At 41.0% G+C, this 13,769-nt stretch carries 14 protein-coding genes and 2 pseudogenes; 5 read left to right on the top strand and 11 right to left on the bottom strand.

Annotation, left to right across the window (positions count from 1 at the left end; translation table 11 throughout):
• Positions 1 to 69: 69 nt before the first annotated feature.
• From VZF35_RS24215 to gvpO, 6 genes and pseudogenes are all read right to left on the bottom strand, one after another.
• Entirely contained in the window at positions 70 to 786 is a 717-nt protein-coding gene (locus VZF35_RS24215) for an urease accessory protein UreF (protein ID WP_407308959.1), read from the bottom strand.
• Positions 752 to 1,198 (bottom strand): urease accessory protein UreE, encoded by a 447-nt coding sequence (locus VZF35_RS24210; protein ID WP_407308958.1) that lies wholly within the window; start codon positions 1,196 to 1,198, stop codon positions 752 to 754. Before VZF35_RS24210 ends, VZF35_RS24215 begins: the two co-directional genes overlap by 35 nt.
• 79 nt (positions 1,199 to 1,277) lie before the next feature.
• Positions 1,278 to 3,425 (bottom strand): urease subunit alpha, encoded by a 2,148-nt coding sequence (ureC, locus tag VZF35_RS24205; protein ID WP_407308957.1) that lies wholly within the window; start codon positions 3,423 to 3,425, stop codon positions 1,278 to 1,280.
• Between the two features lie 10 nt (positions 3,426 to 3,435).
• A complete protein-coding gene (gene ureA / locus VZF35_RS24200; protein ID WP_407308956.1) occupies positions 3,436 to 3,738 on the bottom strand; it encodes an urease subunit gamma in 303 nt (100 codons plus the stop codon).
• A gap of 891 nt (positions 3,739 to 4,629) precedes the next feature.
• A pseudogene (locus tag VZF35_RS24195) lies at positions 4,630 to 4,854 on the bottom strand (transposase); the annotation flags it as partial.
• A gap of 411 nt (positions 4,855 to 5,265) precedes the next feature.
• Entirely contained in the window at positions 5,266 to 5,544 is a 279-nt protein-coding gene (gvpO, locus tag VZF35_RS24190; RefSeq protein ID WP_407308955.1) for a gas vesicle protein GvpO, read from the bottom strand.
• A 404-nt stretch (positions 5,545 to 5,948) separates the two neighbouring features.
• On the opposite strand from gvpO, the gene VZF35_RS24185 reads away from it, so the two are divergent.
• The 4 genes from VZF35_RS24185 to VZF35_RS24170 are packed head-to-tail and all read left to right on the top strand — an operon-like array spanning position 5,949 to position 7,992.
• Positions 5,949 to 6,167, top strand: a complete 219-nt coding sequence (locus VZF35_RS24185) for a phosphopantetheine-binding protein (protein ID WP_407308954.1) — start codon at positions 5,949 to 5,951, stop codon at positions 6,165 to 6,167.
• An 11-nt stretch (positions 6,168 to 6,178) separates the two neighbouring features.
• Positions 6,179 to 6,577, top strand: a complete 399-nt coding sequence (locus VZF35_RS24180) for a hypothetical protein (RefSeq protein ID WP_407308953.1) — start codon at positions 6,179 to 6,181, stop codon at positions 6,575 to 6,577.
• Positions 6,574 to 7,224 (top strand): 3-oxoacyl-[acyl-carrier-protein] synthase III C-terminal domain-containing protein, encoded by a 651-nt coding sequence (locus VZF35_RS24175; RefSeq protein WP_407308952.1) that lies wholly within the window; start codon positions 6,574 to 6,576, stop codon positions 7,222 to 7,224. Before VZF35_RS24180 ends, VZF35_RS24175 begins: the two co-directional genes overlap by 4 nt.
• Positions 7,225 to 7,233: 9 nt before the next feature.
• Positions 7,234 to 7,992 carry an SDR family NAD(P)-dependent oxidoreductase gene (locus VZF35_RS24170; protein WP_407308951.1) on the top strand — a complete coding sequence of 253 codons (759 nt, stop codon included), beginning with the start codon at positions 7,234 to 7,236 and terminating at the stop codon, positions 7,990 to 7,992.
• A 70-nt stretch (positions 7,993 to 8,062) separates the two neighbouring features.
• Here the strand turns inward: VZF35_RS24170 and VZF35_RS24165 are convergent, their stop codons facing one another.
• From VZF35_RS24165 to VZF35_RS24145, 5 genes and pseudogenes are all read right to left on the bottom strand, one after another.
• Positions 8,063 to 9,622, bottom strand: coding sequence for a condensation protein (locus VZF35_RS24165; RefSeq protein WP_407308950.1), 1,560 nt, complete (start codon positions 9,620 to 9,622; stop codon positions 8,063 to 8,065).
• A gap of 101 nt (positions 9,623 to 9,723) precedes the next feature.
• Positions 9,724 to 10,132: pseudogene (gene tnpA / locus VZF35_RS24160) on the bottom strand (IS200/IS605 family transposase).
• Positions 10,133 to 10,207: 75 nt separating this feature from the next.
• Positions 10,208 to 11,089: a phosphotransferase family protein gene (locus VZF35_RS24155; RefSeq protein WP_407308949.1), complete on the bottom strand. Its 882-nt coding sequence runs from the start codon at positions 11,087 to 11,089 to the stop codon at positions 10,208 to 10,210.
• Between the two features lie 44 nt (positions 11,090 to 11,133).
• Complete coding sequence (locus VZF35_RS24150; protein WP_407308948.1) at positions 11,134 to 11,562, bottom strand: acyl-CoA thioesterase; 429 nt, start codon at positions 11,560 to 11,562, stop codon at positions 11,134 to 11,136.
• A gap of 4 nt (positions 11,563 to 11,566) precedes the next feature.
• On the bottom strand, positions 11,567 to 11,770 hold the full coding sequence (locus VZF35_RS24145) for a hypothetical protein (protein ID WP_407308947.1): 204 nt from the start codon (positions 11,768 to 11,770) through the stop codon (positions 11,567 to 11,569).
• Positions 11,771 to 12,127: 357 nt separating this feature from the next.
• On the opposite strand from VZF35_RS24145, the gene VZF35_RS24140 reads away from it, so the two are divergent.
• Positions 12,128 to 13,477, top strand: a complete 1,350-nt coding sequence (locus VZF35_RS24140; RefSeq protein WP_407314805.1) for a condensation domain-containing protein — start codon at positions 12,128 to 12,130, stop codon at positions 13,475 to 13,477.
• Positions 13,478 to 13,769 lie beyond the last annotated feature (292 nt).

Genomic DNA, 13,769 nt, shown 5'->3' with positions numbered 1-13,769 from the left:
TTATAATCAATTTCTCAGGAAGTCCCTGCTTCATACTAGGCTACTTCAACCACTTAAAGGTTAAACAGATTACGACATAAAGAGTCTGGAATATAATCGTTCATGCTGCATGGATCTAATCTCCAATGCAGGGGTGGCAGACCCTAAGTCTTCGATATGAAGTTTTAGACTCGTGTTTACAGTCTCCAGCATAGTTCCTTGCAATGACGTTAAGACCAGCTGACCCTCGTTTTGTCCTAGAGGAACAAGGCGAACTGCATTATTTACCATTCCAGCCATAGCATTATAAATATAGGCTAAGGCTGCTTCTTTAATCCCAAGACCAAGAACTTGTGCGGCTAAACCAAATACTACAGCATGATGTCCATGAGTCTTGCCTTCCAAGACAAGGGTACAAAAATCTAATAACATAACGTTATTTGTTACCAGACTTACAACCCGCATCATTCGGTTTCCGGTTTTAATGCTTGCTTCCCTGCTTTCTCTGGCAAGCTTTTGAGCTGATAGAATCTGATCAAGTTTAAGTATTTCTGCCAAATCAGCTATTTCAGCAGCTCTATGAGCTAAGGTCAAGGCCAAACAATCTGATGTAGCGATAGACTCCAGTAAATAAACTTTAAGAAATTGGGCAAGGGTTTCTTTGGAATTAATTAATTCTTTCTGAACATACGTTTCTAGCCCATAGGAATGACTGAAAGACCCGGTTGGAAAAAAACTATCGCTGATTTGTAATAATGAAAGAATTCCTTCTTCAGTGATGGTGACGAGATGCTGGTTGGAGAACATGCTCCAGTCTCCTTTTTTCTACTTTGGTACCAATGCTAAGTTTATTAAAAAACTCTAAAATTGTAGGATCAAACGGAATCAGTATTTGATTACCCTCTAAAAAAATTGGGGCATGCCTATTGCCGAGCTGATAACAAATATGGGCCATCTCCTTCATAGTCTGAGGCTCAAGGACAATTGCTTGGGTAGGAATTAGTTCTATAGCGATAACCTTTTTATCATCTTTATAGAGTACATCACCCGATCCTAAGCAATAAGATCCATCCAGAGAAATTCCAACTTCAGTTCCTTTATCCGTAACCCTGCGTATTAGCCTCTTATCAAGTTCAAACCATTCCAACTCTATCTTTTCGACGATCTTACCGGTTAAATCCAGATCCTGCAAATTTCCTATTACCTCTTTAAGAAGCATCTGTTATCACTTTCCTCTTGTAATTCGAGTTGATAATCTTCTTAACACCGTTTCCGGCACAAGAACTTACTCTCTTCAATCAAAACAAGAAATACCTTTGGGCTAAAGGTAACTCCTTAGCAGGCTCACACATTAAAATTTCCCCATTTACTTTAACCTCGTAGGTCTCTGGATCGACCTGTATATTAGGCAAAGCATCATTGTGCAGCATATGCCTTTTCGTAATATTACGGCAATTCCTTACGGGGACAACCTCTTTTTCCAAGCCCAGGATTTTTTGGATACTATGATTAAATGCATACTCGGAAACAAATGTTAAACAAGTCTTATATTTAGCCTTTCCCAATGCTCCAAACATGGGCCTGGACATAACCGGCTGGGGTGTTGGAATCGAAGCATTGGCGTCTCCCATCTGACTATAAGCAATCATACCGCCTTTTAGGACCAGCTCTGGTTTAACCCCGAAAAATTTGGGTTGCCACATAACGATGTCTGCTACTTTACCTACTTCCAACGAGCCTACATATTCGCTGATACCATGGGTAATAGCTGGATTGATCGTGTATTTCGCTATAAAACGTTTAGCCCGGAAATTGTCATTTTCACCTGCTTCCTCAGCCAAACGACCGCGCTGCTTTTTCATTTTATCAGCGGTTTGCCAAGTTCGGATTATTACCTCACCTACTCTTCCCATCGCTTGAGAATCAGAGCTCACCATACTAAAAACACCAAGGTCATGGAGGATATCTTCAGCAGCGATAGTTTCAGCACGAATCCTTGAATCGGCGAAAGCCACATCTTCCGGAACTTTTGAGTCCAGATGATGACAAACCATAAGCATATCCAAATGCTCATCGATTGTATTAAGTGTATAAGGCCTGGTGGGATTCGTAGAAGAGGGTAGGATATTGGGCTCACCGGCAATTTTTATAATATCTGGAGCATGTCCACCCCCAGCTCCTTCTGTATGATAAGTATGTATTGTCCGGCCGTTTATAGCAGCTATGGTATCCTCGACAAAGCCTGCCTCATTTAATGTATCTGTATGGATCGCTACTTGAACATCATAAGCATCTGCAACCTGTAAGCTTGTATTTATCGCTGCCGGAGTACTGCCCCAATCTTCATGCAGCTTTAATCCCATGGCACCTGCTCTGACCTGTTCAACCAAAGGATGTTCTGATGAAGCATTACCCTTACCTAAAAAACCCAAGTTCATCGGAAACTCTTCCGCAGCTTGCAACATCCTATGAATGTTCCAAGCACCGGGTGTACACGTAGTGGCATTAGTACCTGTAGCCGGTCCAGTTCCCCCGCCGATCATAGTTGTAATACCGGAAGCAATTGCAGTCTCGATCTGTTGCGGTGAAATAAAGTGTATATGAGAATCAACACCACCCGGAGTTACAATCATTCCCTCACCTGCAATTACTTCTGTTGATGCTCCTACAACCAAGGCACTATGTACACCATCCATCAAATTCGGATTCCCAGCTTTACCGATACCTACTATTTTCCCATCTCTGATACCAATATCAGCTTTAACTATACCCCAATGGTCAAGAATAAGAGCATTGGTTATTACTACATCGAGTGCTCCGGCTTCTCTGGTTGCATTTGTGCTCTGTCCCATTCCATCACGGAGAACTTTACCCCCACCAAATTTACATTCGTCGCCATAAATTGTACAATCTTCTTCTACCTCAATGATTAAATTGGTATCGGCCAAACGAACCTTGTCCCCGACAGTTGGTCCAAACATTCCGGCATACTCTTGATGTGTCATTGTTAACAAGGCATTATTCTCTTTATCAAATGCGAGATTTGCAGCAGTTTTTCCGCTTTGTGCAGCGCTCGGGTGGCTCCCTTTAAAGCCTCCCGAATTTGCTTTGAGTAAACTTTCCTTAAGTTGAACCTCTGAACCCAAGGAACCGTTAGTTAAGTTATTTAAACCATAGACGGTTTTTTTACCTCCTAACTCAACTAAAGGCACTTCTTTTTCTTCACCCGGTTCAAATCGCACTGCCGTTCCGGCAGGAATATTTAATCTCATGCCAAAGGACTTTGCTCGATCAAATTCAAGGGCCTTATTTACTTCAAAGAAGTGAAAATGAGATCCTACCTGAATCGGCCTATCGCCAGTATTGGCAACAATCATTAATTCTGTTTTCCGTCCGGTATTGCCTTTTATTTCACCGGTGGCTAATATATATTCTCCGGGTTTCATAAAATATCACCTACCTTATTGGATGATGAACTGTGACCAGCTTGGTTCCGTCAATAAATGTGGCTTCAATTTGAATCTCATCGATCATTTCACTTACCCCATCCATAACATCTTCTTTGGTTAAAATATGCCCACCAAATTGCATTAGCTCAGCTACTGTTTTACCATCTCTTGCACCTTCCTGGATAGCTGAGGAAATTATTGCCACAGCCTCCGGATAATTAAGTTTTAGGCCTCTCTCCTTACGATCTTTGGCTAATTGAGCAGCCAAATAGATCAATAGTTTTTCCTGTTCACGGGGAGTTAACCTCACGATTTTCACCTCTTTTCACAACGACCAGCTTCAACTAAGCTGTGATTTTTCCATCACAAACGGATACATCAAATATCCTTCCTGCCTCTTATCGCCCGATAAAAACAAAAGGAGGTTCAAAAAAGTATAAATACTTTTTTAGAGCCTCTTTGCTCATGATCTTCTCAATAAACAAATAATGCAAAGACGTAACCATTAAATGTAAATCCCTTTAGTAAATTTCTTTACGTTTAACGCTTAAGTTCGGGATTTATTATCCCCTTTCCTTTGCCTAAGTGGGATAAGAATAGAGATTATAAATTACCCTCTTTTGATAAAGCAAGTTTGAATGTTTATAGCCGATTCAGCAACGTATGATAAAGTACGTCAACTCTTCCTAACCATCATCTTATCTTTACCGTATTATTTAAAAGTATTCGATTATTTTTCCTTCAGCCTTTGCCAATACTATCTTTTATTATCGTTATACCTCGGCTTAGACAACTTTACCGGATTAATTCTCGTAATCTTAATCCTCCTTCATCATTCAGAACTTGGTATCAATACTTCGTTACCCATGCCAAATGGTATTTTATGCCATATATCGTGTGACTACCTCTTTGATTATCGGCCATATCACTCACCTCTTAGGTGAATGATGTCCTGTTGTTCGAAAAGTAATCATGCTAAAGCTGTTTGCATAAAGGCGAAGGTTTGGACCTGGCACTTGGAAAATAAAAAAAGGGAGTGTCGCAAAAACTACTTTTTTGAAGTAGTAAGCGATGCTCCCTATTCTTTTATCCTGTGAAAGATATTTAGTGGTTGGATTAAAATGTTCAAGCTCTATTTATCTATCTAAATATAGGTATGAAAAATTAAGCCTTCCAGATTAGGCTGTTTTTTTGTACCCTTTTAAGCCATTTTTAGTGGATGAAGGGGTTTCCCAATTCGTTCGTTTTGTATCTTAGCATGAAGTTTATTCACGTTATACCCAAAACACAGCAGCATAAATTCGGTTTTTACACTGGTTTTGCCCCGTGTTAAAAAACGGTTGAAGTGATAGTCATTTTTGAGTACTCCAAAAGCTCCTTCGACCTGTATGGATCGGTTTACTCTTAGCAGTATTCCTTCCTCGGTTGACCGAAACTTCTGTTATAATATTCATTTAAAAATATATCTACCATCTCACTTGCAATTAACTTGCAATTCTTGCTCTACTTCAAACATTCCGCTGAATTTCCCATGCAACTTATTAAATTCATTTTTTCTTAAACATTATGAATTTCATCTTTAGTATCAGAAGCTGTACCATACCTACGAGGAATTATAGTTCTATATTTAACTAAATGGCATAGACACTACTTATTATAGTGGCGAATTCCTACTACAGTGGGCTTTATCTGGTCAGTTAAGCCACATAAGATGGCCAACAGTCCTTCAGAAATATAATGATTTAATATCTTCTTCAATCTAATTAGGAATTTCGCTAGTGTTAAGACTATCTTTGGCAAGTATTCCGTAACCGTAATACAAACTAATACCCTCCCTTTAAATATCATTATCTTCATCCTCTATCCCAAGCGATATTCGCTCACGCAAACTAATTCTTTTATAAGAAATTACTTCTAGGTGTTTATTTATTTTAATTTGATATAAACCAACAATATCATTTAGAGAACGTTGGCGCTTATAATCCGAAACTTCCACTGTTTCTACTATGGCACGCCAGCCATCCTCTTGTTTTTCTATTGAAATTACCCGTCCTTTAGTTTCCAGAGCTATTTCGAAAAGTTCTTTTATTTTACTTATAACCTGCTCGAGAGCCATTTTCAGTACCTCCTCTCAAATAAAATTATGACAACTCTTACCTAATTGGTTTAGTAGCAAGTGACAATCCGACAGCTGAATCGTATATACTAGCCATTCTTGGTGTCCGCAATTTCCCTTTCATTTCAAGAAGCTCGTGACTTTGTAATAGTTGTCATTTTCACACCTCAATACGGATTATTCACAGGTATTCAGCAACATCGTTGAATGTATTAACACATAATATGTTTCCAATTTAAATTGAGTTATACTTTTTAGATCTTGACCCCATTACAATAGATTTGTAAAACAATTCACGTATTTTCCATAATCAGCATACGATTATTATGGAAATATAGTCCTGGATTTTTCTACATTTTATACAACCAACCGATTCTCAATTTGACAAAAAGGGGGCTTTAGCTATGAAAAACAAAGAAAAATTAAACCTTCTGGAAGAACTGCTGGACATCGAAAAGGATACCCTCAGTGAGGACACTGAGCTGAAATATCTCAGCGAATGGGATTCCTTGGCCGTTATATCCATCATTGCAATGTTTGACAGTGACTTCGGCAAAATTATCACAACCGATGAAGTAAAGGGTTTTGTTACCGTAAATGACATCATGGCTAAAATGGAATGAGGTGAACTCTTTTGGCAGTAGGGATATTGAATAATGTGGAAATTAAGGGCATTGCAGGTGCGGTACCCGACAACGTAAGAAAAATTGAGGAATACAATGACGTATTTGGCGAAGAAAGTGTCCAGAAGTTTATCAAAATGACAGGCGTAAAAAAAAGATATGTTGCTTTGGAAGAGCAGTGCGCCTCTGATTTATGTTATGTTGCGGCAAAAAGTCTGCTTAATAAATTGGCATGGGAGCCTTCTTCCATTGATGCATTGATATTTATTACACAAACGCCGGATTATGCAATACCAGCAACGGCCTGTGTCCTTCAGCACAGGCTGGGACTTCCGAAGACTGTATCGCTTTTGACGTCAACCTCGGATGCTCAGCCTATGTTTATGGAATTTGGCTTACCGCAACAATGATTGCTACACAAGGCATAAACAGGGTTCTTCTGCTCGTTGGAGACACCAGCAACTATGGAATAAATCAAAACGACAGTGCTACAGCCATGATATTCGGTGATGGAGGTTCAGCAACAGCTTTGGAAAGAACCGAAGGTAAAAGCCTAAAGTACTTCCTGAAAACCAAGGGCAGTGGTTTCAAGCATATTATTGTCCCCGCAGGACATGCCAGGAGCAGGAGTAAGACAAATCTGGAAGCCTCGGAATATTTATTAGCTATGAGCGGTTCAGATATTTTTACCTTTAGCATTACAGATATCCCACGGACCCTTAAAAGCTTCATGTCCCAATACAACATTGACAAGGACGGTGTGGATATGTACGTATTCCACCAAGCCAACCTTTTTATTCTGAAGCATGTGTCAAAGAAGCTGGGTATACCGATGGAAAAAGTGGCTGTCTCAATAGACAGGTACGGAAATACAAGCGGAGAATCAATACCGCTAACACTGGTGGATGCTTTGGGAAATGAGGAGTCAAAAGAACCTATAAAACTCTTGCTGTGTGGATTCGGCGTAGGATTATCCTGGGGCGGAATATATCTCGAAATGGACAGATCCGTCTGCCTGCCAATGATATACACCAACGACTACTATACAGGAAGCTGAGAATCAATTATGAATCCAATGAATTTAAACGGCAAAAACATTATGGTAACTGGTGCCTCTTCCGGCATTGGAAAAAGTATCGCAATATTCTTGAGCAAAATGGGTGCCAATGTCATTATGGTGGCAAGAAATGAAGAAAGGCTCAAGGCAGTTCTCAAGGAACTGGAGCCCGGCAATCACTCCTACTTTTTGTTCGATCTGAATGATCCTACTGGAATAGGGAAAAGGATGGACAATGTATGCAGCGGAGGTTTAAAGCTTAACGGCCTTGTACATTCAGCCGGCATATCAAGGACTGTGTCTTTGCAGTACTTGAAACTGGAAGATTTGAACAATATCATGACTGTTAACTTTTATTCCTTTATCGAACTTGTAAAACAATTTTCTAGGCGGAAGAACAATGATAATGGGGGAAGCATAGTAGCCATATCGTCTATTTCAAGTAAAGTTGGTGCAAGAGGCCTGACTGCGTATTGCGCAAGCAAAGGGGCTCTGGACAGCGCCATTAGGTCAATGGCACTGGATCTTGCTCCAAAGGGGATAAGAATAAACTCCATAGCACCAGGCATGATAAAGACCCAGATATATGACGGACTTAAAGAAATTGTCAATAACAATAATTTTGAGGAAGACCTGAAAAAAAGGCAGATAATGGGTATCGGGGAACCGGAGGATGTCGCCTATGCAGCCGCATTTTTATTAAGTGATGCATCAAGATTTATAACAGGGACATCAATAATAGTTGATGGAGGATATCTGGCCCATTAAGCCTGAAGCTTCCGAACAGAATATTTGAAGGGTTGCAGGCAAAACACCTGCTTTTTGGGGCGGTTTCCTTCTATTGCCTGCAGCCTTCCAGCATTTCGTTCTTTATATTGTTCAGTAGCATTTCTACATCAGAGGAAAGAACCGTATCTTTAAAAAATCCTGCAGCCAGTCTCATTATTCCGTTATAGGTGTTAGCAACCAGCAGCAGTCCTGGCGCACTGACAACCGGAGGAATAATATAATAATCGGAAACAATAACATCACCCATTTTTATTAATTCCTTTGACAGGATTCCAATGTTGGATAGTGAGGCTATACATCTGTTGCCAGTGTAGACAGGGCATTTTGCTCTGTTTTTACCTATTCCTGTTGTAGCCTGGTAATAGGCGAGAGCTTCCTTAAAGCTGATCTTTTCCAGGCGTTCCAGGCCGATAGCGCTTTGTAAGCCGGGATAACCCCTTTTTATATCATTCATCATATAGACGACCCTGGACAGCGTCTCATCAAAAGACTCGTTTTCTACCATGGAAAGCCAGGTATTCACCGAGCCGGAGAAATTACGTAAGGCTTCGGTCTTATTATCAGGTAAATATCGCCGTAAATCGACAGTGAGATTTATCCCCATGGGTACGCCGTATACCGGCTGCCCCATTTTAAGCATAGCTCTGTAATACGCTGCAAGAATCATGTCATTAATCGTGGCTCCCCTGGATTTTACATAGCTGTTTATAGCATCCACCTGGTCTGGTGAAATCCTGCAGGCAGCAATGCGGGTAGTGCTGGATGTATCCTGCTTCCATGGAAATGCCCATGTTGGTATCAGGATATCCGACCCTGGAATCCACAAAGAGTCCGGGTCCGCTATACCAAGACTTTTAAACAGTCTGTCCTGGTCCCCTCTTCCTCTTATTGACTGTATTGGTACAAATGCCTTCCCGGAGCCGTCGAGCCTGGAATATATGTCCGAGACCAACTGGACATACTCCTTGATTCCCGTTCCATCACAGCATGCGTGGTTAACTTTTATTCCCACGATATCACATTCATCCGAACGGATCAGCTTTACTTTTACCTTGGGGTCATTATCCATATCCAAAGGGCTTTCTAAAAACCTCTGAACAGTCGTATTGGCATCTGGGACTTCCTCAAGAGAACAAAACATCACTTCATCGATGTTTTCCGATCTTTTCCAATAGGGTGGATTCCCTTCAACGAACCTGCATCCCAAAACAGGCTCTGCATCAACTGACAACCTTACTGCTTTAACCAGCCTGTCAAAATCCAATCTCCCATCGAGTCTCAAGATGGCTTGAGGATGAAAATTTCCCATTCCGTAACGAGCAATATAATTATATATGTCATGTCCGTTTGCCGGCAGGACATCCGGACTGTCCGGTATCTTCCCTATTCCGGGCTTGTTGATATCCAGGTACTTCTCAAAGACCTTTCCCAGTTCCTTATAATAGCTCACCATATAAAGTGGCAGATTCTCGTAGAATTTATAGTAATGGTCCAAATGGAACAAGGGAAGCATGGCTTCAAAAAGGTTTTCACCTCTAGCGAGTTTTTTAAATAAGCCTTCATAAGATATTTTTATTTTAGCATCTCCGAGTTTAATTTTGATCTCCACATTTCTCAGTCCCTTCCAAAATATAAAAAGTCTAATGGCATGATACCGGCTGCGCCTAGAGGCAATTTCGCCAGCCTTTTTACTGGCTACTCCTAAGGAGGTTATCTATTTGCCTTGTCTTCAATGATGTCCGCCTCTTCTTGTTTCTGAATATACTCTCGAATGACATCCTTATTAATTCCAATCGTACTTACATAATACCCTCTTGCCCAAAGATGTCTTCCGCTCCCTTGTTTCATTTGAGGAAAACGATTGAATACCATATGCGCACTCTTTCCCTTGAGATACCCTATAAATTCGGATACACTCAGTGATTTTCACATACAAATGTACGTGATCAACACTGATGCTTCAATCGCCCAACTCCAAAATTTTATACTCGCATAACGTCCTTTATATTTCCCAACTTCCCTTCTGATCTCCTTAAAGAAGATTTTCGGCGATATTTCGGGATAAATATGATGTGATAACTATAATCCAACGGGTGTGGGATAAGCTTTTCGCACCCATGGGTTCCGCCCTCCTTTGCTTGAGATTTGGCTAGCGAAACCATTTCTCATCATAGCAAAGGAGGACTTTTTAACATCATGCCTCACGGCACTCCCAGTTCAGTTCTCCCACACAAAGCGTGGGGCTTAATATTTGAGTATGGCATAGTTTCAGTTTTTGTAACCGCTTATTTATTATTTCCATTAGCCATTTTTCTTCTCCTGGTATCCTGGCACTCAACCTGGCCGCCGCCAACGGAAGCATCCATGCATCGAGATTTTCCAGCTTAGCCTTTGAAGCTCTCATATACTCATTCAGGTAAAGCCGGCATGTCATCCATTTAGGGAAAGCGGACATGGTACCCGCAATATCGGGAATTCCGGGGGGTACTACCGGTGAATTGATTATGAGACATGTCCTGGCAACATCCCCTGAAGGGTCTCCCCTGTACGCTCCGCTCCAATCTATAGCAACAAGCTTATCGTTGGAGACAATTATTTTGTCCAGATATAAATCTCCATGGCAAATGCTGTCCCCTTCCGGTAACGTATCGACAAAGTCTATAATTCTTTTCGCCTTGTCTCCCAGTATTCCTGAAGAAAGTGCAATTGCCAGCGAGAATTTTTCCTTTTGAGATGGTAATCCTTCACTGGAGCATTTATGAATTTTGTGTTGAAAGCCTGCCAATTCCTGTACAAAGCTGTGAAACCGCCAGGGCTCCTTCTCGAGAATAGCTAGCATTGATTTGCCGACTATCCTTTGAAGTATTATCCCTTTAAGGCCGTCAATCTCTACCATATCGAAAACAGCAGGAGAAGGTACTCCAGCTTCAAGTATCTTCCGTCCGGTTGCGGCCTCCCGCTTTATCCATTCCTCAGGGTATCCTTCCTTGTAAAGCTTTAATACTTTATCCTGTCCCCACATATATACGTCGGCTGTCATTCCTTTACCTAGCAGCTCTCCCTTTTCCATAATCATCTTCCTTTCAGAATGATTTATTAGACAGTTTCACTGCTCCCGGACTATCCGGTACTGCAAGACTCGGAAAACTGCCTTAGCCGTTGGTAAATTTCGGGAGCCTCCTTTTCAATATTGATTGGTTCAATCCTTCGGTTTGTCCATACATGGACTGTTTTTCCCGCAGCAAGGAGCCTCCCTTTTTCCTTTTCAAGCACTTCATATTCAAACTTTACCTTAACACAGGACATATGGGATATTCTTGTAATGACTGTAACCTTGTCGCCATGCCTTGCAGGACTTTTAAACCTACATTCCATTTCGGTAAGCGGAAGGTAGAAGCCCCTGCCGCCTATTTGCGAATTGGAAGCTCCCGCCTTCCTCAAATAATCCGTTCTACCTTTTTCGAACCAAAGCGGATAGATTGAATGGTGTACAATGCCCATCCTATCAACTTCGATATATTTAACCTGGAGACTTGTTTCTGTTGCCATTACATTATTCGTCCTTGCCTTTGTCGGATTTACCGGTTTTTACATACTTTTCCGCGCACTTTACACATTCTTCAAGATAATTGGTATAACTTGTATGAGTCAGTTTGAACAAATCCTTGAAGAATTCCGGATTGGGCCTTGAAAACATTGTTTTAAAACGTTTCTCATTTGGAATCTCAATTGAGACTTCACCTAATTTGATTTTCATACTTACCCCACTCCTTTTATAAGATTCACAGAATAAAATACTTTTCCCTGTCATGGATACATAAGGGTACACCAGATAGTAAAACATGTTTCATAATGCCATATTATGGAAGTTTGGCCACAAGCGTTACATTTAATCTCTTGTGTTAACTATTTATTTTTGCTTTGGGGGCAGTAACATACAAATTATTATCAATTCGATTAACATAATTGTATAACTGTGACATTTGGACGTGTTCATCCATAATATGGTACTGCAAGCAAATTGCAAATCACTTTCAATATTATCTAAAATAATCACTGCAAAGTCAGAGAGCCTTAGAAAATTTTCTAAAAGGAGCGGTTACAAGTGAAATCAATGTCTAAATTCCCCAAGATCAAAAAGCTGGATTATGATGCCGGATCTGATATTATGCCCGCCTACGCTCATGATTTTTGCAATTATGTTGCCCGTTACGGAATGGGAAATTTTCAGATCCAGGTTATAATGAAGCTGGACGGCAGAATAGACTTCGACAAGTTGTCAAGAGCAGTAAGATTATCCGTTGATGTTGAGCCGGTTCTGGGCTGCCGGTTTGTCGAGGATGACCCTCCATATTGGAAACGGCTGGAGGATATTGATAAAACGGAGTTCTGCTCCATGGAGGAGACCACCAACGTAGAAGAAGCTGTCCAACGGTTTTTAGAGAACCGCTTGGATATGGACCATGACCCTATGGTTAAAGTAAAACTCATACGTTCGCAGGAGTATGACACAATAGGTATTAAGCTTAACCACACATGCAGTGATGGCGCCGGAACAAAGGAGTACATCCATCTTCTGGCGCATATTTATTCCTGCATCGACAGCGAAAATGGGGAGTATGTACCAAAACCAAGCGTGCGCAGCAGGGAAGATCATGAACGGGCATTAAATACCCTAGGCATAGAAAACCCGGAACTTGACAATTCAGTAGTAGAAAGCCCAAGGACCGTCTGGCCTTTCCCATGGAAGTCGGGAGGATGTAAGAATGTCACTCCCTTTGTGATTTGCAGGCTCCCCGCAGGGCATTTGGATATATTGTCCAGGTATGCAAAAGAACGGTGCGCTACAATTAATGATTTAATACTTGCCGCTATTTACAGGGCAATGTTTAAATCATCCCGGCCTCAATACGGAATTCCTATGGATATTGGCCTTACAGTGGATTTGCGCCGCTACCTCCCTGACAACAAAGCTCAGGCAATCCGGAATTTTTCAGGCGGAATTATTTTGAGAATCCCAAGAATTCACGGTGAGTCCTTTGAGGGAACATTATCCAGGGTAGTTTCCGTAATGAATCGCAAAAAGAAAGCAAACCCCGGTTATCAGTCCGCTTCAGGTGCAGAACGGACAGAAATCTTAAGTTTCCATCAGTTTCTGGCTTTTTCCAGATTGGCGTCAAAGGCCTCCGAAATCCTGTCGCAAATAAGCATTTTTTGCTCTCCGGGATTGTCCAACGTAGGCCTTATTTCAAAGTCTTTAATAAAATTTGGTGAGCATGTAGTCTCAGACGCTTATATTATTCCGCCGGTAATACGTGCACCTGGACTTCTGATTGTTGCATCCAGCTATAACGGGATATTGACGCTTGCAACCGGATATTACAAAGGTTCCATCACCAGGAAGTTTCTTGAGAAACTCCTAAACAAGATGAAAAGTGAACTGATGGAAGGCTGTAAGCAATAGTCCAGGGGTAAATTGTACCCTTTGTCAAGAACCATAAAAAAGAGCTTTCCATCACCACCCAGCAATTTAGTTACTGGGTGGATTTTTATTACGAAGAGTTCCTATCAGTGAATAGTTATACTATCCATTAGGAGACATTCCCTTGAGCTCCCATTGATATTAACTTCAAGAAAAATATAATGCGGGCGAATTGGGAAAATCCCCTCATTCATTAAAAACGGACTAATAAAGATAAAAAAATGCCGGAGCTAAAAGGCTTATTTTGCCATGCTCTTAATTTGGGAAAATCTAA

The organism is Desulfosporosinus paludis (assembly GCF_045689965.1).
Classification (GTDB): Bacteria; Bacillota; Desulfitobacteriia; order Desulfitobacteriales; family Desulfitobacteriaceae; genus Desulfosporosinus; species Desulfosporosinus paludis.
The sequence above is the reverse complement of the archived record's forward strand: the minus strand, read 5'-3'. Positions and strand labels throughout refer to the sequence as shown.

Excerpts from the sequence above, each read along its gene's own strand:
- VZF35_RS24215 (WP_407308959.1), bottom strand. The coding sequence starts at position 786 with ATGTTCTCCAACCAGCATCTCGTCACCATCACTGAAGAAGGAATTCTT.
- VZF35_RS24210 (WP_407308958.1), bottom strand. The coding sequence starts at position 1,198 with ATGCTTCTTAAAGAGGTAATAGGAAATTTGCAGGATCTGGATTTAACC.
- ureC (WP_407308957.1), bottom strand. The coding sequence starts at position 3,425 with ATGAAACCCGGAGAATATATATTAGCCACCGGTGAAATAAAAGGCAAT.
- gvpO (WP_407308955.1), bottom strand. The coding sequence starts at position 5,544 with ATGGCTCTCGAGCAGGTTATAAGTAAAATAAAAGAACTTTTCGAAATA.
- VZF35_RS24185 (WP_407308954.1), top strand. The coding sequence starts at position 5,949 with ATGAAAAACAAAGAAAAATTAAACCTTCTGGAAGAACTGCTGGACATC.
- VZF35_RS24175 (WP_407308952.1), top strand. The coding sequence starts at position 6,574 with ATGATTGCTACACAAGGCATAAACAGGGTTCTTCTGCTCGTTGGAGAC.
- VZF35_RS24170 (WP_407308951.1), top strand. The coding sequence starts at position 7,234 with ATGAATCCAATGAATTTAAACGGCAAAAACATTATGGTAACTGGTGCC.
- VZF35_RS24155 (WP_407308949.1), bottom strand. The coding sequence starts at position 11,089 with ATGATTATGGAAAAGGGAGAGCTGCTAGGTAAAGGAATGACAGCCGAC.
- VZF35_RS24150 (WP_407308948.1), bottom strand. The coding sequence starts at position 11,562 with ATGGCAACAGAAACAAGTCTCCAGGTTAAATATATCGAAGTTGATAGG.
- VZF35_RS24145 (WP_407308947.1), bottom strand. The coding sequence starts at position 11,770 with ATGAAAATCAAATTAGGTGAAGTCTCAATTGAGATTCCAAATGAGAAA.
- VZF35_RS24140 (WP_407314805.1), top strand. The coding sequence starts at position 12,128 with ATGTCTAAATTCCCCAAGATCAAAAAGCTGGATTATGATGCCGGATCT.